Origin of the sequence: Yoonia sp. R2331, assembly GCF_041103235.1 — a bacterium.
Classification (GTDB): Bacteria; Pseudomonadota; Alphaproteobacteria; order Rhodobacterales; family Rhodobacteraceae; genus CANMYO01.
This window is the reverse complement of record NZ_JBGCUN010000003.1, coordinates 160,434-184,678: the sequence shown is the minus strand read 5'-3', so window position 1 is coordinate 184,678 and position 24,245 is coordinate 160,434. Positions and strand designations below refer to the sequence as shown.

Here is a 24,245-nt window from a genome sequence, read left to right as displayed (position 1 = left end):
CAATCTGCCCTTCTAACCGTTCAAAATACGCGCCTCTTGCGCCGCTGACAGCCCGCAGGTCAGCGGCACATCGCGCCGCCCGCGATCCCACGCAAGCGTGTCGGCGATGGTTTGCGCCAGGGGCCGCGTGACCAGCCCGGCCTTGCGCGCGCGGGCTGTGGACACGTCCAGCATCCCGGCGGCTTTGCCATCGGGTGGCACGACCATCGGCAGGTCGGTCCAGAATGCTACCTCTGCCTTGGCGAATTCCGCAATGTCACGCGGCGCCAGAACCGTCTTTGCGCCTGCAACGGCCACCGCTTTTGCCAGCATATCTGTCAGCGCGGATGCCTCGCCAGTCAGGTTCAGCACGCCGCCCTGACCGGTTTCTGCCATATGCACCAGAAAGCGCCCGGCGTCAGCCACATCAATCAATTGCACCTTCTGGTCCATTGGCACAGGCACCTGTCCGCCCTGATCAATCCGCCGCAGCCACCAAGTGAAACGGTCCGTCTTGTCACCTGGCCCGACGATCAGCCCCAGTCGGATCAGCGCGGCCCCCGGCACCCAGTCCAGCGCGCGCAGCTCGCAACTGCGTTTGAGCGGACCATAGGCGGACCCATAGGCCATTGCATCGGCGCCGTGTTCCCTGACCGGATAGGCCGCGATTTGCTGCGGTGTTGCGGGGCTGGCGGGTGCTGCCTCATCCGCGTTCGGTTGCGACAAATCATCGTAGGCCGAAATGGACGAGACGAGGATATATTGGCCCACTGACCCCAGCGCATCATGCAAGGCCGCCACGTGATCCGGCCCATAGGCACAGGTGTCGATCACCGCATCAAACTGACCCTGCAGATCAGGCAGGGCCATCCGGTCCGCGACCAGCGCCGTCGCCCCGGTCACCACTGGGCCGGTTCGGGTCAGGACGGTGGTGTCATGGCCTGCGTTCACCGCCGCCGTGGCCGTTGCGGCCCCCAGAAACCCCGTGCCGCCGACGATCAAAATGCGCATCGTTTCCCCCAAATATATGTAAGTCATAGCTTACGCACGATTGAACGTGAAATGCAAATGTGGGGGCGCGCAGATGTAGCGCGACATTCATACAGTTAAAGAAACCCTTAACGGCGCTTTGTTAACATTAAATAAAATCACGAAATCTGTCGGCACTGTAACACCGGGGCAGGTTTAACCTTTCGTTCATCATGATGCTCAACCCTCGCAGGCGGCGGGGGGCCGACAGGAGCATGTGATGCGTGATCTTGGATGGTTCGTTCTGAGTGCTTTGGTTGTTGTCTTCTGGCTGTCGTTTGGCCCGCGTGTGGCGGCGGCGGATCTGACGTTTGACGACCCTGCTGCGGCTACGCCGCATCAGATGCCGGTGCGGCGGTATTCGCAAAAACGCGGACTGGCGGGGCTGCTGATGCCGCTGTTGGGGCAGCAGGCGGACGGGTTGGATCGGATCAGGCCGCGCGGGCTGGACCCGCAGGCCCTAACGGTTTTTCAACCGACCAGCCTTGCCGAACGCCTGACCACGCCAAAGGGCCGATTGGTCCGCTGTGACAACGGACAACGGTATTGTCTGGTGGCCTATCGCGTGGCGCAATAGCCGCTGCTGGCTGTCGGTTTTCCCCTCGTAGAATCGCCTGCAATCATGCTACAAATTGTGGCATGTCTGTCGCTGACCCCCAGATAAAGCCCGCGCCGGTGATCCGGCAGCTGGATGACGCCGCCATCAATCGGATCGCGGCGGGCGAGGTCGTGGAACGCCCTGCCTCTGCAGTCAAAGAGTTGGTGGAAAACAGCATCGACGCCGGGGCCACCCGGATCGAGGTGGTGATCGCTGATGGCGGCAAGACCTTGATCCGTGTCACTGACGACGGCTGCGGCATTGCACCCGGTGACCTGCCACTGGCGCTGTCGCGTCATGCGACCAGCAAGATCGACGGCACCGATCTGCTCAACATTCATTCGTTTGGGTTCCGGGGCGAGGCGCTGCCGTCGCTGGGTGCGGTCGGGCGTCTGACCATCACCAGCCGTGCAGGCGCGGATGCCGCCACGATCAGCGTGGCGGGCGGGCAGCCCGGTGCTGTCAAACCCGCAGCCCTGAACAAGGGCACCGTGGTGGAACTGCGTGACCTTTTCTATGCGACACCTGCGCGGTTGAAATTCCTCCGCTCTGACCGGGCTGAAAACCAGGCGATCACGGATGTGGTCAAACGTCTTGCGATGGCAGAGCCGTTTATCACCTTTGTCCTGCGCGATACTTCAGGCGGGGATCAGCGCACGGTTTTCAGGGCCGATGCCCAGACCGGTGATCTGTTTGATGCGCTGCACGGGCGCTTGCGGTCGGTGTTGGGCCGTGAATTTGCCGATAATGCTGTGCCGCTGGACGCGACGCGTGACGGCTTTCACCTGACTGGCTATGCGGCGCTGCCGACCTACAGCCGGGGCGCTGCAGTGGCGCAATTCCTGTTCGTCAATGGCCGTCCGGTGCGTGACAAGATGCTGCTGGGGGCGCTGCGTGCGGGCTATATGGATGTGCTGTCACGCGACCGTCACCCGGTCGCGGCACTTTTCATCGACTGTGACGCCACGCTGGTCGACGTCAACGTCCACCCGGCAAAATCAGAGGTCCGGTTTCGCGATCCCGGCACCGTGCGCGGGCTGATCGTTTCGGGTCTGCGGCACATGCTGGCAAGTGCGGGTCACCGCGCGTCGAGCACCGTCGCAGATGCGACCCTGGGCGCGATGCAGATCCCGTCGGCAGAACCGCGCGTCTACCAGATGGACCGCCCCGCACCCCGGTTCACCGCGCAATCCATGACCTTCCAGTCCGGCTTTGCCGAACATCGTTCGGCCCGTGTTGAACCACCTGCCGATGAGGGCGCGCAAGCAACCGAAGAGGCGCTGCCGCTGGGTGCTGCCCGTGCGCAATTGCACGAGAACTATATCCTTGCTCAAACCACCTCTGGCATGATCCTTGTCGATGCTCATGCCGCCCACGAACGGCTGGTTTATGAGAAACTCAAGGCGCAAATGGCCGCCAATGGTGTCGCAGCACAGGCGCTGTTGATCCCCGAGATCATCGACCTGACCGACAATGAAGCCGCGCAACTGCTGGCGATTGCCCCCGACCTTGCGCGCCTTGGCCTGACGATTGAACCCTTTGGTGGCGGTGCGATCGCTGTTCGCGAAACCCCGGCCCTGTTGGGCGAGGTCAATGCCACCGCTCTGATCCGCGACATTCTGGATGAGCTGACTGATCAGGGTGACAGCAAACTGCTGGAATCCAAGCTGAACGCCATCCTGTCGCGGGTGGCTTGCCACGGCTCTGTCCGCACCGGGCGGCGCATGTCTGCGCCGGAAATGAACGCCCTGCTGCGCGAGATGGAGGCGACGCCGAATTCCGGCCAGTGCAACCACGGGCGGCCCACTTATGTTGAACTCAAGATGACCGACATCGAACGGCTTTTCGGGCGCACATGATTGAAATCGCAGGACAATCAATCGACCTGAGCGAACCGGCCGTTATCGGGATCATCGTCGCTGCCGTCTTGGCGGCGCTGATCGTGGTCCTGCTGATCCTTGCAGTCCGCCGCGCCGGGCAATCGGCGCAGGCCGTCAATTTTGTTGCCACGCAAGTCAGCCGTCTGGGCGACGACGTGCAGGTGCTGAACGCGAACCAAAGCCAGTTGGCGGGCAACATTCAGACAGTCAGCGACGCGCAGGCCACGGCACAGGTGCGCGTGATCCAGACGATGGAGACCCGGCTGGCCGAGGTAAATGCGCAAGTGGCCGAACGGCTGGCCGACAACGCGCTGAAATCTGCGCGCGCGATGTCGGAAATGCAGGAAAAGATGAAGGAGACCCTGACCGGGTCGTCCGAAAAATCGACCAAGCAGCTGACCGAATTGCAAGAACGGCTGGCGACCATCGACAAGGCGCAATCGAACATCGAAAAGCTGTCAGGCGATGTGCTGACCTTGCAGGACATCCTGTCCAACAAGCAGCGGCGCGGCATGTTCGGCGAAATCCAACTGACCGATATTGTGTCCAAGGCGCTGCCAGCGGATGCTTATGCCCTGCAAGCGACGCTTTCCAACGGCAAGCGCGCGGATTGTCTGATCCATCTGCCCAATCCGCCGGGGCCGATTGTGATTGACGCGAAATTCCCGTTTGAGGCCTACGAGGCGCTCGCCTCTGCCGAGACGCCCGAGATGCAGAAGATCGCGCTGCGCGATCTGGGCAATGCGGTGCGGGTGCATATCAAGGCGATATCCGAGAAGTACATCATCGAAGGTGAGACCGCCGATGGTGCGATCATGTTTCTACCCAGCGAAGCAGTCTATGCAGAGCTTCACGCGCGCTTGCCTGCCATCGTGCGCGAAGGGTTCGATGCGCGGGTCTGGATCGTCTCGCCCACAACCTGCATGGCGACATTGAACACCATGCGCGCGATCCTAAAAGATGCGCGAATGCGGGAACAGACCGGGGCGATCCGCAAGGAATTGGCGCTATTGGGCGGGGACGTTGATCGTTTGGTCACCCGTGTCGGCAACTTGGACAAGCATTTTGCGCAAGCCTCAAAGGACGTCGAGGACATCAAAATTTCCGCAGGCAAGGCGGGCAAACGTGCAAACCGGCTGGGAAATTTCGACTTTGAGGAACTTGCCCCCGATGCCGACGACAAGGTGGTGCCCCTTGCGCCCCCCGGCACCTGAGGGCAGGATCACACCAATCGCCAAACGGAGTGTCCCATGCGCCTTGCCCTGACCTTGCCCCTTCTGGCCCTTACCGCCTGCGCGCCGGGTGAGCCGCTGACGTTTGAACAAAACCCGGTTCAGGTGCAGCGCGCCTGGGCCAATGCGTTTTCCGACCAACCATTTGATACCGGCCCTGTGACAATCCTGACCGAGGAACACGGAGAGCTGCACAGCTACACGCTTGCCCCTTGTCGGGGTGGTGCCACCGTTTGTGCGGGGTCAACCCATGGGCGCGCGGCAACCTTGCAAATGACGCCGGATTACGCCGTCGTTACAGGTGCTTATGCCGGTCGCACCTTTTATCTTTCGCCCGGTGGCGATGGCTGGATGAAGAAGAATGGCCAATTTGTGCCGCTGGCCTGGGACGATGAAAGCCCGATCAGCAACTGGGCCGTGACCCGTGTGACCGATCAGGGGCAGGGGCTGGAAACCCGCACGCAATAGCGCCAGGTTCAAGGGCGTTCTCGCATCTGGCGAAAAAGTTCATTTGCACAACGTCCTGTTTGCTGTATCGCAAGCCAGCAGCAGTAAATCGGCAAACATGACAAAAACAACAACGCCCGCCATCGACACGGCCCGCGACTGGGTCCGCGTCCTCGCCAAATATCGTGAACCCAACACGTTGCGCAGCTCGTTTGAGCTTGCGATTTCCTTGGTGCCATTTGTGGCGTTTTGGGTGCTGGCCTGTTGGGTCGCAAACTATAGCTACCTTGGGGCCTTTCTGATCTCGGTTGTGAATGGTGGTTTTTTGCTGCGGCTCTTTTGCATTCAGCATGATTGCGGCCACGGGTCGTTCTTTGACAATCGTAATGTCAGCGATTGGGTCGGGCGGTCACTTGGTGTCCTGACGCTGACGCCTTACGATGTCTGGCGCCGGTCCCATGCGATCCATCACAGCCATGCGGGTGATCTGGCGCACCGGGGTCTTGGCGACATCATGACCCTGACGGTCGAGGAATATCACCAGCGCAGCCGGTTCGGCCGGTTTCTGTATCGCGCCTACCGCCATCCGATTGTGATGTTCGGGATCGGGCCGAGCTACATTTTCCTCCTGCAAAACCGCGTGCCCAAGGGGTTCATGGACCAGGGCCGCAGCTATTGGATTTCCGCGATGGGCACCAATGCGTCGATCCTGTTGATCATGTCGGTGATCGTCTATTTCGGCGGCTGGGCCGCGCTGTTTCTGGTCATGCTGCCGTCATCGCTGGTGGCGGCGTCTATCGGCGTCTGGCTGTTCTATGTGCAGCACCAGTTTGAGCAGACCCATTGGGACGAACATGACGATTGGCAGTTGCACGAAGCGGCGCTGCACGGCAGTTCACACTATGACCTGCCACTGATCCTGCGCTGGTTTTCCGCCAATATCGGCATCCACCATGTGCATCATCTGTATAGCCGTATTCCGTTCTATCGTTTGAACGAGGTGTTGCGCGATCATGAAGAGCTGGTGGATTGCAGCCGCATGACCCTGCTGGAAAGCTTCAAATGCGCCCAGCTGGACTTGTGGGACAGCGCCAACCGGCGGCTTGTATCCTTTAAGGCGGCACGCGCGCTCGCCCACGCTTAAGGCCCTGTAAACAGCAAAAAGCCCCGGACGTCGGTCCGGGGCTTTCGCGCGTTTTGCCTGTGTGTGAGGGGGACCTAGATCCCGACGAAACGCTGAAAAATGCGGGGCATCAGCCCATTGAATTTTAGCGGCGCATCGGTGGCCGCCAGACAGATGCAATCCATGCCCGCCTCGGCCACGGGGGTGTGATGCAGGTCTTCGTTTGCGACCTCGACGTCACCTGCGCCAAAGCGATCAGTTTCATCCACAAATGCGCCTTGCAACACCAGCGTCAGCTCTGTGCCGCGATGGCCGTGGTCCGGCACGGCGGTGCCCGCGGGAATGTGCAGCAAGCGCACGGTGGCCCCTTCAGAGGTCGGCAATACAGCTTGACTGACGCCTCCGCCAATCTTGCGCCATTTCACCGCGTCCAGATCACCGTTCACATAGCTTTGCAGCGGTGAAGGAAAGATGCCCTTTTTGCGCGCCGGCACCTTGGGCGCTGCGGGCGCATTGGCGATCTTGTCGAGAGTCGCGGTCAGGCTGTCCTCTGCCAGCGATGCGGCATCGGTGGCCATCATCACCTCGCCGCCCACCGCCTCGAATTCGGCAAGCGCTGCGCGGCAGGTGTCGCACATACTGATGTGCGTGGCGACGACAAGGTTGAACGCCTCAGGCAGGGTGCCAGCGGCATAGCCCATCAGCAGGGCGTCGGTCAGGTGGTGTTTAATCTGTGTCATGGTTTCATTCACTTCATAACGTGGCGCAGGCGTTCCAGCGCCAACCGGATTCGGGATTTGATCGTGCCAAGCGGCAACCCTGTCTGTTCTGCGATTTCACTGTGAGAAAGGTCACCAAAATAGGCCTTTTCGATCAGTGTCCGCTGTTTTTCGGGCAGTTCGGCCAAGGCCGCGCCCAGTTTTTGCGTCTCTTGTTGCAGCGCCACGGTCTCTTCCTGATCGGGCTCTGCTTCGGGGCCCCAAGGAAGCTCTTCGGGTTCGGGGCGGCGTTCTTTGCGCAGGATGTCGATCCGACGATTCCGCGCGATCGTAAAAATCCAGGTGCTGACGCTGGCCTTGGCGGGGTCAAACATTGCCGCCTTGCGCCACAGTGTCACCATCACGTCCTGTGCGCATTCCTCTGCCATGTCAGGCGAAGTGCCCGACTTCATCAGGAACGACTTCACCCGTGGCGCAAAATGCGCAAAGAGTTCGGCAAAGGCATCCTTGTCCTGCTGGTCACGAATGGCCACGACATGGGCGACCCACATCATCCGTTTGCTTGTGTCCGTCGTGTTCAACCGATCTGCCTTTACAGCGCCGGAAGGGCGCGATTTATCAGGACCATACAGGCCCATCGCAACCGCCGCATCCGGTTTTGTGCTGTCTTCCACTGTCGTCAACATGATCTGTCTACGCAGGCCCGCGGGTATCGGATCACAGAAATTTCTGTTTTATTGACCGAAACTCATCCGGCCCGCGTCGCGTGACGTACTAAGACCAAAGACAAAGCGACGAGGACCTTCCATGCCATTTGAAACTGCAACTGCGGCCCCCCGTAAGGTGGCCGTCATCGGGGCTGGCATATCCGGCATGGGGGCGGCACATTTGCTGGCCAAAGACCACCGCGTGGTTCTGTTCGAAGCGGCAAACCGGCTGGGGGGCCATGCGCGTACTCGTATGGCGGGGCCAAACCGCGACGTGGCTGTGGACACCGGGTTTATCGTCTTCAACTACGCCAACTACCCCAAACTGACCGCCCTTTTTGACCACCTTGATGTGCCGGTCGAGAAGAGCACGATGAGCTTTGGCGCCAGCTTTGACGGGGGCCGCTTTGAATATGCGCTGACCTCGCTGGATGCGCTATTCGCGCAGCGGATGAACGCGCTAAGCCCCAAGTTTTTGCGACTGGTCCGTGACCTTTTGCATTTCAACAAACACGGGCTGGCAGCTGCAGCGGACGAAAGCCTGACCGTGGGTGGGTTGCTTGCGAAACTGGGCCTATCGGATTTCTTTCGCGATCACTATCTTTTGCCGTTCTCTGGCGCGATCTGGTCAACCCCCAAGGAACAGATCATGGATTTCCCGGCCTATGCGCTGCTGCGGTTCTTCGACAATCACGCGCTTTTGGGCGTGCATGGTCAGCACCAGTGGTACACCGTGACCGGTGGCGGCATTGAATATGTGAACCGTCTGGGCACAGACATGGCGCGGCGCGGCGTTGATATCCGCCTTGGCATCCCGATCCAAACCGTGCGCCGCACGCCCTTTGGCGTTGACGTCAAGGCAGGCGGAGATTGGGAAAGCTTTGACGAGATCATCTTTGCCACCCATTCCGACGACACGCTGGCGATGTTGTCTGACCCGACGCCATCGGAAAAGGCCACGCTGGGCGCGATCCGCTATCAGCCCAACGACATTGTCCTGCATTCCGACACCGCTGTAATGCCCAAGCGAAGACAGGTCTGGTCGTCGTGGATCTATACTGAGGATCGCGGCAAGCAGTCGGATCAGATCGACCTGACCTATTGGATGAATTCGCTGCAGCCGTCGATCAGCGGTGGTGACTATATGGTGACGCTCAATTCCACGCGGCCCATTCGCGATGATCTGATCTGGGACACCGCCACCCTGCGGCATCCGGTTTATGATATGGCCGCACTCGCAGCCCAGAAAACCGCGGCAGCGATCAACGGATCAAACCGCACATGGTTCTGCGGTGCGTGGATGAAGAATGGCTTTCACGAGGACGGGCTGTCGTCTGCTTATGACGTGGTCCATGCCCTGAATGCGGTTGAACGGTTGGAGATGGCAGCAGAGTGAGCACTGTACAGCACATCAATGGAGAGACCTATCACGGTCGGCGCGGGGCGGTGAAAAACGCCTTTCGCTATTCCATAGACTATGTGCTGCTGGACGCAGAAGCTGATTTGCAAACGCCCAAGCTGTTTGCCCGCAACCGTGCCGCGCTGATGTCGCTGCAAGACAGCGATCACGGTGGCGCGCCAAAGCAAGGCATGGGGGCGGCTTGGGTGCGCGATATCTTGCAGGCGCATCAGATTACCCTGTCGGGGCGGATCGAATTGCTCGCGCAGCCGCGTCTGCTGGGCCATGTGTTCAACCCGGTCAGCTTTTGGCTGTGCCATGACGATGACGGCGTCTTGCGCTGCGTGATTGCAGAGGTGACCAATACCTTTGGTGACCGCCACAGTTATCTGTGTGCCCATGACGACCTGCGCCCGATCACGAAGGATGAAACACTCGCTGCGCAGAAAATCATGCATGTTTCGCCGTTTCAGCCGATTGAAGGCGGATATGTGTTCAGATTTGATATTTCGGAACAGAATATTCACATCATCATCGACTATAGCCGCGGCAATGGCGGGGTTATTGCCACGCTCAAAGGTCCACGTGCGCCGCTGACCGACACCGGTATCCTGCGCGCTGCCTTGCGCCGCCCGTTTGGATCGCGCCGGGTGCTGACGCTGATCCATTGGCAAGCGATCAAGCTGTGGTGGAAGGGCGCGACTTTCCGCAGTCAGCCCACACCCCCCAGCGAAGAGGTCACAAGGTGAGCGCCGTGCGCGACCGCCTGCCCGCCTATTCACTCTTTGCCGCCATCATCAGCGCCGCAGGGCTGCCGATCTATATCTATGCGCCAGCCTATTACGCTGAATCCTATGGTGTCAGTCTGACAGCACTGGGTGCGGTGCTGTTTGTGCTGCGGCTGATTGATGTGGTGCAGGACCCGGTGCTGGGCTGGATCAGCGAACGCCTGAACCGGAGCAAAGCGCTCGCCGTGACTGGTGGCGTGGCACTTCTGGCGATTTCGATGATCGGGCTATTTGCCGTGGCCCCGCCGATCCCGGCGATCTGGTGGTTCGCCATCACCGTCACAGGCCTATTCAGTGCGTTCAGCTTTCTGACCATCAACTTTTACGCGCAAGGCATCGCGAAGGCGGGGCCGGACCCCGCGGGCCACGTCCGGCTTGCGGCATGGCGGGAAACCGGCGCGCTTTTGGGGGTCTGCATCGCGGCGATTGTGCCCACTGTGTTGATGGGGATGACCGAAAGCCCTTTCGCGATTTTTGCCTATGGCTTTGCCGCGCTGACAGCCCTGGCCGCGCTTTATATGTGGCCCGAGTGGACCGGGCGCACGTCATCGGCACCTATGGGCATCCGCGACATTTTGTCCGACCCCTTGGCCAAACGCCTTCTGATCTTGGCGCTGTTCAACGCCACACCGCTGGCCGTCAGTTCCACCCTGTTCCTGTTCTACGTCGATGACCGTTTGGGCGCGGTTGGCTGGGAAGGCCCTTTATTGGTGCTGTTTTTTCTGGCTGCGGCCATGTCCGCCCCGCTTTGGTCGCGCCTTGCGGCGCGCTTTGGCCCCAAGCCGGTGCTGCTGACGGCGATGGTGCTGGCGATCTTGTCATTTGGCTACACGCTGACATTGGGCACAGGCGACCTGATCCAGTTCAGCATTGTCTGCGTACTAAGTGGTGCAACGATCGGAGCAGACCTGACCCTCCTCCCTGCCATGTTTGCAAAACGCATGGCGCAGGTTTCTCCAAACGGTGGGCAGGGTTTTGGGCTTTGGTCGCTGGTGAACAAACTGACGCTGGCCTTTGCCGCTGTGGTGCTTTTGCCGCTGCTGGAACAGGCCGGATTTGCCGCAGGGGCAGAGACCAACCCGCAGGCGGCGCTGACAATGCTGACGCTCCTTTACGCAGGGGTGCCATGCCTTTTGAAACTCGTGGCAATTGGCCTGCTGGTCGCCACCAAATTAGAGGACAGATAATGTCACTCGCTGCAATTCTGATCGGGGCCGCCTTGGTTTTGATCGGGCTAATCGCCAAGTCCCGCTATGTGTCCTTCTGGGCGCAGAAACCGAACGACTATGCCGATGGCCCTACCTTCAACATCCGCGACACCTTTCAGGGCCCGATTGAATGCGAAGGTATCATTTATGGTCCATTTGGCCGCGTCACGTCACGGTTTGTTGCGCATTTCGATGCGCAATGGGATGGCAATGTCTGCACCATGAAAGAGGTGTTTCATTACGATAGCGGCAATGTCCAAGACCGGGTCTGGACCCTGACGCTGGGCAATGACGGTCGCATCAAGGCTGAGGCGCCCGATGTGATTGGTGCGGGATCGGGCCAGCAAAACGGCTCTGCGGTGCTGCTGAATTACCGGATCAAATTGGCCGAAGAGGCGGGCGGTCACGTTCTGGATACCACAGACTGGATGTATCTGATGTCGAACGGCACCGTGATGAACCGCAGCCAGTTCCGCAAATTCGGGATCAAGGTGGCCGAGCTTGTCGCCACCATGCGCCCGGCGCATGCGCGCGCCGTGGCGGGCGAATAACGTGCAAAGCTGGCAAGGAAAGCGCTACTGGCTGGTCGGCGCAAGCGAAGGATTGGGCCGCGCTGTGGCCCATGTGATGTCGCGCGCCGGGGCAGAGCTGATCGTCTCCGCCCGGTCAGAGGACCGGCTGGCCGAACTGGTCGCAGAACTCCCCGGTACTGCGTCATGTGTGACCGTGGATGTGGCCGACATGGACAGCGTGCGCGCAGCCGCCGAGAAGGTCGGCCAGATCGACGGCGTGGTTTATCTGGCGGGCGTCTACTGGCCGATGAAGGCGCAAGAATGGGATAACGACAAGGCCGAGATGATGGCGCAGGTCAACTATCTTGGCGCATCTCGCGTGGTGGGTGAGGTCATCCCGCAGATGGTCGAACGGGGTGCGGGGCACATCGTTCTGACCGGTTCACTTTCGGGGTTCCGTGGGCTGCCGGGGGCGATTGGCTATTCCGCGTCCAAGGCCGGGCTAATGGCGCTGGCGGAATCCATGCAGGCCGATCTGCGCACCCACCCGATCAAGGTGCAGGTGATCAATCCCGGCTTCATCAAGACCCGGCTGACCGACAAGAACGATTTCAACATGCCGTTCATCATGACGCCCGAGGATGCCGCCAACGAGGTCTTTGACCACATGAACGATGACGCCTTCAAAAAGTCGTTCCCGATGGTGTTCTCGTGGCTTTTCCGCCTGTCGCAATTCATGCCTGACTGGATGTACTACCGGATCTTTGGCGCGCGCTGATCTGCCGTGGCGGTTGATTTTCCGCCATCCACCGGGCACCACGGGCGTTATGCGGCACCTGAACCTTGTCCCGATTGCGATCCTGGTCGCCTGCACATTGGGTGTGTATTGGGCGTCCTACACCTATTTCAGCGCGCAGGTCCGTGAACAAGCCGCCGCCCGCCTGACGCTGTATCGCAGCACGGTCGAGGCAGAGCTGCGCCACTTTGCCCATCTGCCGTTCCTTTTGTCGCAAGACCCGTTTGTTGCGGCCACCCTGCAAGGCGGCGATACCACCGCGCTTGACCGGCGACTGGCACGCTTTGCGCAAAGTGCGGGGCTGGATGCGATCTATCTGATGGACGATGCGGGGCTGACGATCTCGGCCTCGAACGCGGCGGCTGCCAACAGCTTTGTCGGGCAAAACTATGCGTTCCGTCCGTATTTTCAGGCGGCCCGCGATGGCGCACTGGGCGAGTTCTATGGCATCGGGGCCACCACCGGCATTCCGGGGTATTTCTATGCACTGGCGGTGCAATCGCGCGCGGCGGCGGAGGGCGTCATCGCGATCAAGCTGGATCTGTCCGCGCTGCAAAACAGCTGGCAAGCCTCGGGCGAGCGGATCATGCTGACCAATGCCGATGGTGTGGTACTTCTGGCCTCTGATCCGGCGTGGCGCTACCGCGTGCTGGACCCGCTGACAGCGGATCAGCGCGACCGGATTATCGCATCCCGCCAGTTTGGGCAGGAGCCGCTGGACCCGCTGGACTGGACCCGCGACATCACGGCCCAAACGGCCAATGTGGGTGGCAAGCATTTGCTGTATCTGCGCACCCGTGATCTGCCCAACGACTGGTCGCTGCATTTCTTTGTGCCCGACGATCAGGCCGTTACCCGCGCCTCGCTCAGTGCGGGGTTCGTGCTGCTGATGGGTGTGCTGGGGTTGATCGCGTTGCAGGTGCGTCGGGTGCGCAGCATCGGCGCAGCTTTGCAAAAGTCGGAAGAGGATCAGGCGCTGTTGCGGTCCGCCAACGCGCGTCTTGCTGTCGAGATCGAGGAACGCCGCGCCGCGGAACAGAACCTGCAAAAGACCCAAGCAGAATTGGAGCGCGCCGGGCGGTTGGCAGCCTTGGGGCAACTGGCGTCATCGGTCACGCACGAATTGGGTCAACCAATTGCGGCCATGCGTAATCGGTTGGCAGCGGCCGAAATGACCTCCGGGCCTAGTACGCTGAACGACAAAATGCAGGGCCTTGTGGCCCGGATGGAGGACATCACCCGGCAGCTAAAGTTCTTTTCCCGTAAAGGCCGGGACAAGTTCGAAAAGATCGACCTTGCGGCGGCGATGACCAATGCGCTGGATCTGCTGGAGCCCACGATCGCACATACCGGTGCGACGGTGGACTTTCAGCGCCCGACATCCGATGTCACGCTTTGGGCCAACGCGCTGCGGATCGAACAGGTGATGACAAATATCGTGCGTAACGCGTTGGACGCGATGGAGGATGCTGCCGAACGCCGCATCGCGATTGAGATGGGGCAGGCGGATGATGACGTCTGGTTCTCCGTCGCAGACAGCGGCCATGGCCTGGGGGATCAGTCATTTGACGACCTGCGCGAACCCTTTGCCACCACGCGCGAAAGCGGGCGGGGCATGGGACTGGGCCTGACGATTTCAGCCGGGATCGTGTCAGACCATGGCGGCACGATCACCGCATCCGACCGCGCGCAGGGCGGCGCGTTGTTCCGGGTCACCTTGCCGCGCAACACCGGGGAGGCATCGCCATGACGGCCTTTCGTGTGCTTGTGATTGATGATGACCGGATGATGCGCACCTCGCTTGTGGACCTGATCGAAGCGGCGGGCTGGGTCGCCAAGGACTTGCCGCGCGCTACCGATGCCGCGCGCTGGATCACCCAGTTTCGCCCGGATGTGATCCTGTCGGACGTGCGGATGCCAGAGATGACCGGGCTGGAACTGCTGCAATCGCTGGATGCGCCGCCGCCCATTGTGCTGATCTCGGCACATGGGGATATCCCGATGGCGGTCGATGCGATGAACCGTGGCGCCTATAGCTTTGTGGAAAAGCCTTATGACCCCAAGCGCTTACTTCTGATCCTGTCGCATGCCGCCGAACAGCATCAGATGCGCAACAGCAATCAGCGCCTGAAAGAGCGGCTGCAACAGTTGTCGGGGTTGGATCGCGTTCTGCTGGGCCAAACCGAGGTGATGGCCCGCCTGCGCGACAACATCGCAATGATGGCCGACGCTGACGCCTCTGTTTTGATCCATGGTGATACCGGGACGGGCAAAGACCTTGTGGCGCGCGCCTTGCACGACATCTCGGGCCGGTGCGACGGGCCATTCATCGCGGTGAATGCGGCCCAGATCGGGCCCGAGCAATTGCCGCTGGTGGCCCGTAGTGCGGCGGGCGGGACCCTGTTTCTGGATGAGATTTGCGCTTGTCCTGCGGATATCCAGCCGATGCTGCTGCGCTTGATCGAAGCCAAAGAGGTGTTGGAACCGGGGCAGGGCGCGCCGGAACGCATTGATTTGCGCGTGGTTTCGGCCACCAACGAGGACACCGCCGAAGCTGTGGCGGCAGGGCGGTTGCGGCGCGATTTGCTGTACCGTCTGGAAGGGTTCGCACTACACTTGCCGCCCTTGCAGGCTCGGCTGGATGATGTGGCGTTGCTTGTGATCCGCTTCCTGGCCGAGGCCGCGGCGGTGTTCGAAATGCCCCCGCCTGAATTGTCAGAGGCGGATTTGGCCGCGCTGATGTCGCATCACTGGCCCGGCAATGTGCGCGAATTGCGCAATGTGGCGGAACGGCGGGTGATGGCCGCGCGGCAAGGCTTTGGCACGATGGGCGATGCGATGTCTGGCGCGGATACCAGCGCCGCCCCGCGCCCCGGCCTGCGCGAGGCGGTAGCTGCGTTTGAACGGCAGATGATTGGCAAGGCGATCCAGACCCACGCGGGCCGTATGGATGATGCCGCCGCCGAACTGGGCATAGGACGCCGCACCTTGAACGAGAAAATCGTCAAACTGGGCCTTGATAAGGACGCGCTGCTGTAGCCCTGCGGAAATCCGCAGGGCGGCCACAAAAGCCTGCGCATTTTTCTTCATGCATTCCGCGCGGTTTTTGCGGTTTAATGTGTCTCACCATATTCTGGGAGGAAATCGAATATGAAAACGCTTATGACCCGTGCGGCTGCGGCAGCACTTGTGACGGCCTTTGCAGGCGATGCGATGGCCGAGGAATGGAACGTCTCGCTCTGGGGCAAACAGCGCGCCTTTACCGAGCATGTTGAAAAGCTGGCTGAACTTGTCAGCGAAAAGACAGACGGTGAATTTACCCTGAACATCAGCTATGGTGGTTTGTCCAACAACCGCGAGAACCTTGATGGCATCTCCATCGGTGCATTTGAGATGGCGCAATTCTGTGCCGGCTATCACCGCGATAAGAACCCCTCGATCACCGTGCTGGAACTGCCGTTCCTTGGCGTCAGCTCGCTTGAGCAAGAGATCGAGCTGTCGATGGCCGTCTATCAGCATCCCGCCACCGTGGCCGATCTGGCCCGTTGGAATGCCACCTTGCTGATGCCGTCGCCGCTGCCGCAGTACAATATCGTGGGCGTCGGCGAAGCGCCGTCAACACTGGACGAATTTGCCGGGCTCAGCGTGCGGGCGACCGGTGGGATTGGTGCCGCGATGGAAACCGTAGGCGCTGTCCCGACCTCTATGTCGGCCAGCGAGGTGCGCCAGGCAATGGATTCCGGCGTGGTCAAGGCCGTGGCTTTTGCACCGCACGCGCATATGTCCTTTGGCACCATCGAAAACGCCACATGGTGGACGTCGAACCTGAACCCCGGCACGGTGAACTGCCCGGTTGTGGCCAACACCGACGCGCTGAACGGTCTGTCCGATGAACATCGCGAGGCGCTGCTGGGGTCCATTGATGAATCGCTCGAACATTACGTCGCCAACTACAACGGTGCCACGATGGACGCATGGGGCCCGGCGCTGGAAGAGCGCGGGATCGAAGTTGTGACCTTCACCGATGCAGAGATCGCGGCCTTCAAAGAGGCCGCAGCCGAACCTGCTGCCGCTGCCTGGATCGAGCAGAACACTGCCGCAGGCCTGCCCGCGCAAGAGCTGTATGATCTTGTGACCGGCATGATTGCCGAAAGCATGTAACCTCCCTTTGGCCCCGCGCGCGCATCGCGCGGGGCCAATTTTTGAAGATTGCACATCGCAAGGGGGGAGACCGATGGCGACTGCATCACTTGTGCTGACAGATGACAGCACGCTCAGCAAACTCGACCTGAAATTGCTGCGCCTTGAACGGGCCTTTGCCCTGATCAGTGGGATCAGTGTCTTTGCCCTGATGGTGCTGGCTGTGGTTTCTGTGACCGGGCGCAACGGGTTCAACGCCCCGCTGCCGGGCTATGTCGATTGGATCGAACAGGCCATGCCGCTTATTGCCTTCATGGGGATTTCCTATGTCATGCGCGAAGGCGGGCATATCCGCATGGACATTCTTGTGGGCCGTCTGCACGGTCGCACACTTTATATCGTTGAACTGATTACCACCCTCGCCGTATTGCTTCTGATGGCGCTGCTGGTTTGGGGATCATGGGCGCATTTCGCCCGTAGCTTTGATTTCGCCGCACCCTTGTGGAGCCGCGACAGCTCTATGGATATTGCCCTGCCGATCTGGCCCGCGAAGCTCATGGCCCCGCTTGCCTTTGGCGTGCTGTGCCTGCGTCTGTGTCTGCAAGTCTGGGCCTACCTGCGGGCCATCGCCACCGGCCGCGCGATTGCCGTGCCGCTTGTCGCCGACGCCGCCACGCAAGCTCGCATGGAAGCCGAACAACTTGAGGGGCAGGACTGATGGAACCCATCGACATTGGCCTTTGGGTCACCGGCGGTCTGCTGGTCATGGTCGTCCTTGGCATGCGCGTCGCCTTTGCCGCCGGTCTTGCGGGCATGATTGGCCTGATCTGGATCTTCTGGGCCAAGAAAGATTACGGTATCGACGAATTTGGTTGGGCGCTGGGCGTGGCGGTCAAGACCGCCGGTCAGGTGCCGCATTCCAAGGTCTCCTCGCAAGCCCTGTCCTTGATCCCGACCTTCATCCTGATCGGCTATCTGGCCTACTACGCGGGCCTGACCAAGGCGCTGTTTGAGGCCGCGAAACGCTGGATCGCCTGGGTGCCGGGCGGGCTGGCGGTGTCCACGGTCTTTGCCACCGCTGGCTTTGCCGCCGTCTCTGGCGCCTCCGTCGCCACCTCTGCCGTTTTTGCGCGCATCGCAATCCCCGAGATGCTGAAGATCGGCTATAACAAGCAGTTCGCCGCAGGTGTGGTTGCCGCAGGTGGCACGCTGGCGTCCCTGATCCCGCCCTCTGCGATCCTTGTGATCTATGCGATCATCGTGGAACAGGACGTCGGCAAACTGCTACTGGCAGGCTTTATCCCCGGTGTATTCTCGGCGTTGGTCTATGCTGCACTGATTATCGGCATGGCGCTGACGATCAAGGGCTTTGGCCCGCCGGTTTCGGGCTATACGTGGAAGGAACGCTTTGTATCCTTGCCGCCCGCGCTACCCATCGTCTTTGTCGTGGTGACGATCATCTGTTTTGTCTACAACCCCTTTGGCGGTGATGCCTGGGGCACCCCGACCGAAGGCGGCGCGATTGGGGCCTTTGTCGTCTTCCTGATGGCGCTTTATCAGGGAATGCGCTGGCCGCAGCTGAAAGACGCGCTCTTGGAAACCGCCAAGCTAAGCGTGATGATCTTCACGATCATTTGGGGCGTGCTGATCTATGTCCGCTTTCTGGGCTTTGCCGACCTGCCAAGCGCCTTTTCGGATTGGATCACCTCGCTCACGATGTCGCCGATGCTGATACTGGTTTGCATCCTGCTGGCCTATGCGGTGCTGGGCATGTTCATGGATGCCATCGGGATGCTGCTGCTAACCCTGCCGGTGGTCTACCCGGCTGTCATGGCGCTCAATGGCGGTGAGGCGGTCAGTGCCGCCGACAGCACCTTTGGCATGTCCGGCCCGATGTGCGCGATCTGGTTCGGGATATTGGTGGTGAAAATGGCAGAGTTCTGTTTGATCACACCCCCCATCGGCCTGAATTGCTTTGTGGTGGCAGGCGTCCGCGATGACCTGTCCGTGCAGGACGTGTTCAAAGGGGTCACACCGTTCTTTGTGGCCGATGCGATCACCATCGCCCTGCTGGTGGCCTTTCCGGGGATCGTGCTTTGGCTGCCCAGTCTGGCCTAATCTGCGATGGCGGCGTCAAAGGTGGCGCGGGCGCGGCCCCAGACGCCGCCGTCCAGATCTGCCAGCGTCAGCAGGCTGGGCAGCAATTGCCCGGCAAAATCCTCTGAGCTTTCGACCGGGAGCATCGCGGGCAGATTGTCGATCGCGGTGACATCCAGCGTCGGGTGGTCGTGGACGCGCAAGGCGGGCGCGTCCCACGTGGTGGTGCGGTCATAAACCTTGATCGGGTTGAAGGCGCTGTCGGGATCACAAGCGATATCGCCAATCACCCGCAAGGCGCGTTCCGTCGTCGTGGCCCCTTCGTGCACAAAAACCGGGGTGCCGTCACGCGCCAGTATGCAATTGAAGAACAGTGCATGTTGCAACACCTCTGGAAAAGGGCCGCCATGGGCGGTTTCGTCCACGTCCCATAGCGTCGTTGCCACGCCCATTTCGCGGCAGAGGTCCGCAGCCCCGGTGCCCACGCGCCCTTTGGCCCCGATGATCAGCGCCGTGGGCCGTTCGGTGCCCAGCCGGACGAGCGCGCCTTGCAGGTCGGCGATCATATGCGCGGCACTCAGATAGGTGTGGACCGGGCCTGCGATCCCGCCACGCGCCTGCGCGATCCAGCAGCGCAAGGCGACCGCCGCCCCGGCAAAACCCGCCCAATAGCCAAAGGCCGCGACCCGGCGGCCATCGTCGTCCACCAGATATTCAAGGTCATAAAGCGCGCCGCCGCCTGCCTGAAACCGGTCCAGCAGCACCCGGCCACTGGGCTGGCCTTTGAAGGCATGGCCGAACATGATGTGTGGGTGCCGCAGTGGCGTGCCGTCATCGGGCAGTTCCTTCAGCCCGAAGATCAGCGCATCGTCGGGCGCGTCGACCCAGGTGCCTTCCGGCGCGATGTCGCATCCCGTAGCGCGGTAGCCGTCCATCGGAATGGCGCGCTGGCGACTTTCCTCGACCGTGACGTGGATGCCTGCGGCTATCAAGGTGGCGGTGCCTTCGGGCGTCAAGCCGACCCGTTCCTCGTTGGCGCGGTTTTCCGCGCGGACCCAGAGATGCGTCATAGGAACCCCCGCTTGGTCAGTGTTTTCAGGCTGTCGCGCGCCTGCATCATCGCGGCAAACGCGCTCAGCTTCGGGAACGCCGCCATGTCGACGCCATCCCCCGGTGCCCAGCTGAGCACCATGTAAAGGTAGGGATCAGCGCAGGTCATCGCGGCGCCCAGTGCAAAGGGGTCCAGCGGCAGCGTCGCTTCAAGATAGTCGCAACAGGCAGTCATCGTCTGCGGCACCTTGGCCGTCATGTCGTCAAAGCTGCTTTGCTGATCCGCCCAACGGCTACCGCGCATTTTGTGGGCGTGGGCCACATGCATGGTGCTGGCAAGGTAAGACATCAACTCGCGCATCCGTGCCGCGTTCAGCGGATCATCCGGCACCAGCGCGGGGGCTGCATATTCCAGCAGCGCGCCGGTTTCGGTCAGAATACCACCGGGGGTTTCCAGCGCTGGCACACGCCCCTTGGGATTGACCGCGAGGTAATCCGCGCCGTGCTGCGCGCCGCTTGCAAAATCCACTGGCACGGCCTCATAGGCCGCACCGACCTCTTCCAGCGCAATCGCAGTGGCGATGGATATGGTGCGCGGTGCGTAGTGCAATTTCAGCATCTGACCCCCCTAGTAATGCGTGCGTGCCGCCAACCTATCAGAATGATCCAGATGCGGGGCAGAATTGAACGTCGACAGGATCGGCCCATGCGGCGTCACATGAATGCGGTGCACAGAGGTGTTCAGGATCGGCAAGGCGATCTGTGCCATTTGTGGAATATCCAGATGCAAAAGTTCGGCAACCGCGCGGCTGATGATCCCACCCGATGTCACACACAACACCCGCTTGCCCGGCTGCGCTGCCATCTGCATCACATCGCGGACCCGGCCCACGAAAGCCTCCCAACTTTCGTTCCCCTTGATCCGCCCATCTTTCCACGCGGTCAGCGTTGCCGGGAAATGCAGGGCGAAATCCTCTGGCCCGTCGCGCTTCATCTCCCCCAGCGCGTCCATCTCGTTGGTCAGGTCGTAATAGGTGATCTCGTTCAGGCGCGGATCAACCTCCGCCTCCCAGCCCATGCCGGCAATCGTCTCGCGTTGGCGGCGCAGGCTGCCCGACACCACCTGATCAAACGGCCCGTCATGCGCCTTCATCCATTCGCCCAGCCAGCGGGCCTGTTGATGCCCCAGCTCTGTCAGCCTGTCATAGTCGGCCTCATTGTCGGCTGCCGAATTGGCCTGCCCATGTCGGACCAGCGTGATCTCACCCATCAAATTCTCCTTTCCTGAATGGGTAAGTCCGCGCCCCGTCGAAGGCAACGCCCTGCTTTCTTTTGAATAAAAATATGCCCGCCGGAGGCCCGATTTTTCGTCGAAAAATCACCACCCCGCACCAGGCGCAATCTCTTGTTAACCGCGTCTTCATCTGCGATTGTCACACCAAGAGCAGAGATAAAAAACCAACAGGACAAGATGCAAAGCGCTGCCACGCTGCTTTCTGACGTATTCGGCTTTGACAGCTTCCGCCCCGGGCAGGAAGAGATTGTCGATGCCGTCACCGCAGGTCGCGACACGTTGGCGATCATGCCCACAGGCGGCGGCAAATCCTTGTGTTTTCAACTGCCCGCCCTTGCCCGCTCTGGTGTCACCGTCGTCATTTCGCCGCTGATTGCGCTGATGCGCGATCAGGTGCGCGGGCTGCGCGCCGCTGGTGTGGCGGCCGGTGCCCTGACGTCTGGCAACACCGATGCCGAAACCGATGCGGTCTGGGCGGGTCTGACGGATGGCACGCTGAAACTGCTCTACATGGCGCCCGAACGGCTCGCCTCGGGTGGCACCCAGCGGATGCTGGCTGAGGCGGGCGTCAGTCTGATTGCCGTGGATGAGGCGCATTGCGTCAGCCAATGGGGCCACGACTTCCGCCCCGACTACCTGCGCATTGGCGAACTCAAGCGCGCCCTCGATGTGCCCCTGGCCGCCTTCACCGCCACGGCGGATGCCGAAACCCGTGCCGAAATCGTCGAAAAGCTCTTTGGCGGCCAGCAACCCGCCACCTTCCTGCGCGGCTTTGATCGGCCCAACATCCACCTTGCCTTTGCGGTCAAGGACAGCCCGCGCCAACAGATCCTTGCCTTCGCCGCCGCCCGCAAGGGCCAGTCCGGCATCGTCTACACCGGCACGCGCGCCAAGACCGAAACGCTTTCCCGTGCGCTGACCGAGGCGGGCCATACCGCTTGCCACTACCACGGCGGGATGGAGGCGGACGACCGCCGCGAAGTCGAACGCCGCTTTCAGCAAGAGGACGGGTTGATCGTCGTCGCCACCGTAGCCTTTGGCATGGGCGTCGACAAACCCGATATCCGCTGGGTCGCCCACGCCGACCTGCCCAAATCCATCGAAGCCTATTATCAGGAAATCGGCCGCGCTGGCCGCGATGGCGCGCCTGCCGAGACCCTGACGCTTTTTGGCAGTCAGGACATCGGCTTTCGCCGCCAGCAAATCGACGAGGGGCTGGCCCCAGTGGAACGCCGGGCGGCGGATCATGGGCGTTTGAATGCGCTCTTGGGCCTGGCAGAGGCGCTGCACTGTCGCCGCCAAAACCTGCTGTCCTACTTTGGCGAAGACCCGGCCCCCTGCGGCCACTGCGACCTCTGCGACAAACCGGCAGAAGTTTTTGACGCCACCACCCCCGTCCGCATGGCGCTCTCGGCCGCACTGCGCACCGACGAATGGTTTGGGGCGGGCCATCTGATCGACATTGTGATGGGGGCAATGACTGACAAGATCGCGCAGCGCGGTCATGACAGCCTGCCAACCTACGGTGTGGGCCGCGAATACTCTAAACCGCAATGGCAGGCGATTTTCCGGCAGATGATGGGCCATGACCTGTTTCGCCCCGACCCTGACCGCCACGGGGCGCTGCGCATGACCGACCATGCCCTGCCGATCCTGCGGGGCGAGGCCACGATCACCCTGCGCCGCGACACCATCAAGGCCGCCAAGACCGCAGGCCCCAAAGTGCGCCAGATGGTCAGCGAAGAAGACGCGCCGCTCCTGTCGGCCCTCAAGGCCAAGCGCCGCGCCCTGGCAGAGGCGCAGGGCGGCCCGGCCTATATCATTTTCAACGACCGCACCCTGATCGAGATGGCGCAGACACGCCCGATGACGCTGGACGAGATGGCCGGTATCAGCGGCGTGGGTGCCAAGAAACTGGAAAGCTATGGCAATGCCTTTCTAGAGGTGATTGCAGGCGAGGCGCAGCAATTGCATCCCTCGCGTCGCAAACTCGCGGGCCGCAGCGAAGGGGCTGTCTATGACCGCTTGTTGGCGGCCCAAGCTGATCTGCAACGGGGATCAGATGGCACCGGCAAACCGATGACCTGCTCGGCCTCATTGCTTGCCAAGGTCGCGCAGTTGCGCGACCCGACCAAGGACGCAATTGCCCGGCTTCTGGGCGACCGTTACGCGGACCGCTTTGCGGATGCCTTTCTCGACGTTCTGGTCGAAGGGTAGGTCGGGGTTTACCCCGATTCGAGCCTCCCCCCCCCCCGAAAAGTCGCGCCGTTCAATCTTTGCAAGCCGCCGGGCCGCGGGTTTGCGTTTTGGTTAATGCCTGTTCATCCTTGCGTATGCTCGTGATGTGTATGGGATGTGCATGGTTTGTGCATCATCCCACGCTCGTTAACCGTTTCCACCGCCGCTGAGCGTGCTACATGTCGTTGCACCACCAAGGGGGCGCTATGCTGATCACGATTTCACCCGCAAAATCGCTTGATTTTGAACCTGTTAGCCATAAAGCAACGGCACCTGTGTTTCAGGATGACGCAGTGCGGCTGTCCAAGACGATGCGTGGGCAAACCTTAACGCAGCTCAAGGCGCTGATGGGTCTGTCGGATGACCTTGCCCGGCTGAACCGCGACCGGTTCAAGGTGTTTGCCGCTGACCCCGATTCCAGTGCTGTCAAACCAGCGGCGTTGGCCTTTAATGGTGATACCTATCAAGGGCTAGAGGCCAAGACTCTGACCGAGGATGACATGGCCTGGGCACAGGATCATTTGTGCATTCTGTCGGGCCTTTACGGGGTTCTGCGCCCACTGGACGCGATTCAGCCCTACCGGTTGGAGATGGGCAGCCGCCTGAAGACCCGGCGTGGCAAGTCGCTATTTGACTACTGGGGCGACACAATCGCCAAGGCCTTGAACACGCAGGCAAAAGAGCGCGGGACCGATACGCTGATCAATTGTGCAAGTCAGGAATATTTTGGCGCGGCTGACCGCAAAGCGCTCAAGCTGAAAGTGTTAACGCCGCAGTTTCTTGAGGTTAAGGACGGACGTCCCCGCATGGTCAGCTTTTTCGCCAAACGTGCGCGGGGCGCGATGGCCCGTTTCATCATCGAAAACCGGCTGACGGCGGCGGACGACATCGCCGGCTTCACAGCAGGGGGCTATGCCTATGACCCCGATTTGTCGACACCTGAAAAGCCGGTTTTTCTGCGCGATTATCCCGAATAGGCGGATTGCCCGAATCCCCGGTCACATGCCAC

Annotated in this window: 23 protein-coding genes; 17 read left to right on the top strand and 6 right to left on the bottom strand. The window is 61.1% G+C overall.

Annotation, left to right across the window (positions count from 1 at the left end):
* Positions 1 to 12: 12 nt before the first annotated feature.
* A complete protein-coding gene (locus tag AB3Y40_RS18830; RefSeq protein WP_369440433.1) occupies positions 13 to 1,017 on the bottom strand; it encodes an NAD-dependent epimerase/dehydratase family protein in 1,005 nt (334 codons plus the stop codon).
* Positions 1,018 to 1,228: 211 nt separating this feature from the next.
* On the opposite strand from AB3Y40_RS18830, the gene AB3Y40_RS18825 reads away from it, so the two are divergent.
* From AB3Y40_RS18825 to AB3Y40_RS18805, 5 genes are all read left to right on the top strand, one after another.
* Entirely contained in the window at positions 1,229 to 1,585 is a 357-nt protein-coding gene (locus AB3Y40_RS18825) for a hypothetical protein (protein ID WP_369440432.1), read from the top strand.
* A 62-nt stretch (positions 1,586 to 1,647) separates the two neighbouring features.
* A complete protein-coding gene (mutL, locus tag AB3Y40_RS18820; protein ID WP_369440431.1) occupies positions 1,648 to 3,465 on the top strand; it encodes a DNA mismatch repair endonuclease MutL in 1,818 nt (605 codons plus the stop codon).
* Positions 3,462 to 4,700, top strand: a complete 1,239-nt coding sequence (locus AB3Y40_RS18815; protein ID WP_369440430.1) for a DNA recombination protein RmuC — start codon at positions 3,462 to 3,464, stop codon at positions 4,698 to 4,700. Before mutL ends, AB3Y40_RS18815 begins: the two co-directional genes overlap by 4 nt.
* A gap of 36 nt (positions 4,701 to 4,736) precedes the next feature.
* Positions 4,737 to 5,186: a hypothetical protein gene (locus tag AB3Y40_RS18810; RefSeq protein WP_369440429.1), complete on the top strand. Its 450-nt coding sequence runs from the start codon at positions 4,737 to 4,739 to the stop codon at positions 5,184 to 5,186.
* Between the two features lie 97 nt (positions 5,187 to 5,283).
* Complete coding sequence (locus tag AB3Y40_RS18805) at positions 5,284 to 6,309, top strand: fatty acid desaturase (protein ID WP_369440428.1); 1,026 nt, start codon at positions 5,284 to 5,286, stop codon at positions 6,307 to 6,309.
* Between the two features lie 74 nt (positions 6,310 to 6,383).
* Here AB3Y40_RS18805 and AB3Y40_RS18800 read toward each other — a convergent pair whose 3' ends face one another.
* On the bottom strand, positions 6,384 to 7,028 hold the full coding sequence (locus tag AB3Y40_RS18800; RefSeq protein WP_369440427.1) for a ChrR family anti-sigma-E factor: 645 nt from the start codon (positions 7,026 to 7,028) through the stop codon (positions 6,384 to 6,386).
* Positions 7,029 to 7,036: 8 nt separating this feature from the next.
* A complete protein-coding gene (locus tag AB3Y40_RS18795) occupies positions 7,037 to 7,693 on the bottom strand; it encodes a sigma-70 family RNA polymerase sigma factor (RefSeq protein WP_459554010.1) in 657 nt (218 codons plus the stop codon).
* A 121-nt stretch (positions 7,694 to 7,814) separates the two neighbouring features.
* Here AB3Y40_RS18795 and AB3Y40_RS18790 point away from each other — a divergent pair, with 121 nt between their 5' ends.
* The 10 genes from AB3Y40_RS18790 to AB3Y40_RS18745 all read left to right on the top strand — a co-directional run bounded on the left by AB3Y40_RS18790 (position 7,815) and on the right by AB3Y40_RS18745 (position 18,675).
* A complete protein-coding gene (locus AB3Y40_RS18790) occupies positions 7,815 to 9,110 on the top strand; it encodes an NAD(P)/FAD-dependent oxidoreductase (RefSeq protein ID WP_369440426.1) in 1,296 nt (431 codons plus the stop codon).
* Entirely contained in the window at positions 9,107 to 9,862 is a 756-nt protein-coding gene (locus tag AB3Y40_RS18785) for a DUF1365 domain-containing protein (RefSeq protein ID WP_369440425.1), read from the top strand. Before AB3Y40_RS18790 ends, AB3Y40_RS18785 begins: the two co-directional genes overlap by 4 nt.
* A complete protein-coding gene (locus AB3Y40_RS18780; protein ID WP_369440424.1) occupies positions 9,859 to 11,088 on the top strand; it encodes an MFS transporter in 1,230 nt (409 codons plus the stop codon). The genes AB3Y40_RS18785 and AB3Y40_RS18780 overlap by 4 nt, the downstream gene beginning before the upstream one ends.
* Positions 11,088 to 11,660, top strand: a complete 573-nt coding sequence (locus AB3Y40_RS18775) for a DUF3833 family protein (RefSeq protein ID WP_369440423.1) — start codon at positions 11,088 to 11,090, stop codon at positions 11,658 to 11,660. The genes AB3Y40_RS18780 and AB3Y40_RS18775 overlap by 1 nt, the downstream gene beginning before the upstream one ends.
* 1 nt (position 11,661) lies before the next feature.
* Positions 11,662 to 12,399 (top strand): SDR family NAD(P)-dependent oxidoreductase, encoded by a 738-nt coding sequence (locus tag AB3Y40_RS18770; protein WP_369440588.1) that lies wholly within the window; start codon positions 11,662 to 11,664, stop codon positions 12,397 to 12,399.
* Positions 12,400 to 12,448: 49 nt separating this feature from the next.
* A complete protein-coding gene (locus tag AB3Y40_RS18765; RefSeq protein ID WP_369440422.1) occupies positions 12,449 to 14,167 on the top strand; it encodes a sensor histidine kinase in 1,719 nt (572 codons plus the stop codon).
* Entirely contained in the window at positions 14,164 to 15,456 is a 1,293-nt protein-coding gene (locus tag AB3Y40_RS18760) for a sigma-54-dependent transcriptional regulator (RefSeq protein ID WP_369440421.1), read from the top strand. The genes AB3Y40_RS18765 and AB3Y40_RS18760 overlap by 4 nt, the downstream gene beginning before the upstream one ends.
* A 111-nt stretch (positions 15,457 to 15,567) precedes the next feature.
* Positions 15,568 to 16,578: a TRAP transporter substrate-binding protein DctP gene (gene dctP, locus AB3Y40_RS18755; protein ID WP_369440420.1), complete on the top strand. Its 1,011-nt coding sequence runs from the start codon at positions 15,568 to 15,570 to the stop codon at positions 16,576 to 16,578.
* A gap of 73 nt (positions 16,579 to 16,651) precedes the next feature.
* Complete coding sequence (locus AB3Y40_RS18750; protein ID WP_369440419.1) at positions 16,652 to 17,275, top strand: TRAP transporter small permease subunit; 624 nt, start codon at positions 16,652 to 16,654, stop codon at positions 17,273 to 17,275.
* Entirely contained in the window at positions 17,275 to 18,675 is a 1,401-nt protein-coding gene (locus tag AB3Y40_RS18745; protein WP_369440418.1) for a TRAP transporter large permease, read from the top strand. The genes AB3Y40_RS18750 and AB3Y40_RS18745 overlap by 1 nt, the downstream gene beginning before the upstream one ends.
* Here AB3Y40_RS18745 and AB3Y40_RS18740 read toward each other — a convergent pair.
* Genes AB3Y40_RS18740 through AB3Y40_RS18730 form a run of 3 tightly spaced genes read right to left on the bottom strand, consistent with a single transcriptional unit; the run spans position 18,672 to position 20,974 of the window.
* Entirely contained in the window at positions 18,672 to 19,724 is a 1,053-nt protein-coding gene (locus tag AB3Y40_RS18740; RefSeq protein WP_369440417.1) for a saccharopine dehydrogenase, read from the bottom strand. The two genes, AB3Y40_RS18745 and AB3Y40_RS18740, sit on opposite strands and share 4 nt — an antisense overlap.
* Positions 19,721 to 20,323: a glutathione S-transferase family protein gene (locus tag AB3Y40_RS18735; protein ID WP_369440416.1), complete on the bottom strand. Its 603-nt coding sequence runs from the start codon at positions 20,321 to 20,323 to the stop codon at positions 19,721 to 19,723. The genes AB3Y40_RS18740 and AB3Y40_RS18735 overlap by 4 nt, the downstream gene beginning before the upstream one ends.
* A gap of 9 nt (positions 20,324 to 20,332) precedes the next feature.
* Complete coding sequence (locus AB3Y40_RS18730; protein WP_369440415.1) at positions 20,333 to 20,974, bottom strand: histidine phosphatase family protein; 642 nt, start codon at positions 20,972 to 20,974, stop codon at positions 20,333 to 20,335.
* A 201-nt stretch (positions 20,975 to 21,175) separates the two neighbouring features.
* On the opposite strand from AB3Y40_RS18730, the gene recQ reads away from it, so the two are divergent.
* Together recQ and yaaA are read left to right on the top strand one after the other, a co-directional pair.
* Positions 21,176 to 23,215: a DNA helicase RecQ gene (gene recQ, locus AB3Y40_RS18725; protein WP_369440414.1), complete on the top strand. Its 2,040-nt coding sequence runs from the start codon at positions 21,176 to 21,178 to the stop codon at positions 23,213 to 23,215.
* A 227-nt stretch (positions 23,216 to 23,442) separates the two neighbouring features.
* On the top strand, positions 23,443 to 24,213 hold the full coding sequence (gene yaaA, locus AB3Y40_RS18720; protein ID WP_369440413.1) for a peroxide stress protein YaaA: 771 nt from the start codon (positions 23,443 to 23,445) through the stop codon (positions 24,211 to 24,213).
* Positions 24,214 to 24,245: the final 32 nt, after the last annotated feature.

What these genes read in the sequence shown, in the direction of transcription:
- AB3Y40_RS18830 (WP_369440433.1), bottom strand. Translation starts at nt 1,017, where the DNA reads ATGACTTACATATATTTGGGGGAAACGATGCGCATTTTGATCGTCGGC.
- AB3Y40_RS18825 (WP_369440432.1), top strand. Translation starts at nt 1,229, where the DNA reads ATGCGTGATCTTGGATGGTTCGTTCTGAGTGCTTTGGTTGTTGTCTTC.
- mutL (WP_369440431.1), top strand. Translation starts at nt 1,648, where the DNA reads ATGTCTGTCGCTGACCCCCAGATAAAGCCCGCGCCGGTGATCCGGCAG.
- AB3Y40_RS18815 (WP_369440430.1), top strand. Translation starts at nt 3,462, where the DNA reads ATGATTGAAATCGCAGGACAATCAATCGACCTGAGCGAACCGGCCGTT.
- AB3Y40_RS18810 (WP_369440429.1), top strand. Translation starts at nt 4,737, where the DNA reads ATGCGCCTTGCCCTGACCTTGCCCCTTCTGGCCCTTACCGCCTGCGCG.
- AB3Y40_RS18805 (WP_369440428.1), top strand. Translation starts at nt 5,284, where the DNA reads ATGACAAAAACAACAACGCCCGCCATCGACACGGCCCGCGACTGGGTC.
- AB3Y40_RS18800 (WP_369440427.1), bottom strand. Translation starts at nt 7,028, where the DNA reads ATGACACAGATTAAACACCACCTGACCGACGCCCTGCTGATGGGCTAT.
- AB3Y40_RS18795 (WP_459554010.1), bottom strand. Translation starts at nt 7,693, where the DNA reads ATGTTGACGACAGTGGAAGACAGCACAAAACCGGATGCGGCGGTTGCG.
- AB3Y40_RS18790 (WP_369440426.1), top strand. Translation starts at nt 7,815, where the DNA reads ATGCCATTTGAAACTGCAACTGCGGCCCCCCGTAAGGTGGCCGTCATC.
- AB3Y40_RS18775 (WP_369440423.1), top strand. Translation starts at nt 11,088, where the DNA reads ATGTCACTCGCTGCAATTCTGATCGGGGCCGCCTTGGTTTTGATCGGG.
- AB3Y40_RS18765 (WP_369440422.1), top strand. Translation starts at nt 12,449, where the DNA reads ATGCGGCACCTGAACCTTGTCCCGATTGCGATCCTGGTCGCCTGCACA.
- AB3Y40_RS18760 (WP_369440421.1), top strand. Translation starts at nt 14,164, where the DNA reads ATGACGGCCTTTCGTGTGCTTGTGATTGATGATGACCGGATGATGCGC.
- dctP (WP_369440420.1), top strand. Translation starts at nt 15,568, where the DNA reads ATGAAAACGCTTATGACCCGTGCGGCTGCGGCAGCACTTGTGACGGCC.
- AB3Y40_RS18750 (WP_369440419.1), top strand. Translation starts at nt 16,652, where the DNA reads ATGGCGACTGCATCACTTGTGCTGACAGATGACAGCACGCTCAGCAAA.
- AB3Y40_RS18745 (WP_369440418.1), top strand. Translation starts at nt 17,275, where the DNA reads ATGGAACCCATCGACATTGGCCTTTGGGTCACCGGCGGTCTGCTGGTC.
- AB3Y40_RS18740 (WP_369440417.1), bottom strand. Translation starts at nt 19,724, where the DNA reads ATGACGCATCTCTGGGTCCGCGCGGAAAACCGCGCCAACGAGGAACGG.
- AB3Y40_RS18735 (WP_369440416.1), bottom strand. Translation starts at nt 20,323, where the DNA reads ATGCTGAAATTGCACTACGCACCGCGCACCATATCCATCGCCACTGCG.
- AB3Y40_RS18730 (WP_369440415.1), bottom strand. Translation starts at nt 20,974, where the DNA reads ATGGGTGAGATCACGCTGGTCCGACATGGGCAGGCCAATTCGGCAGCC.
- recQ (WP_369440414.1), top strand. Translation starts at nt 21,176, where the DNA reads ATGCAAAGCGCTGCCACGCTGCTTTCTGACGTATTCGGCTTTGACAGC.
- yaaA (WP_369440413.1), top strand. Translation starts at nt 23,443, where the DNA reads ATGCTGATCACGATTTCACCCGCAAAATCGCTTGATTTTGAACCTGTT.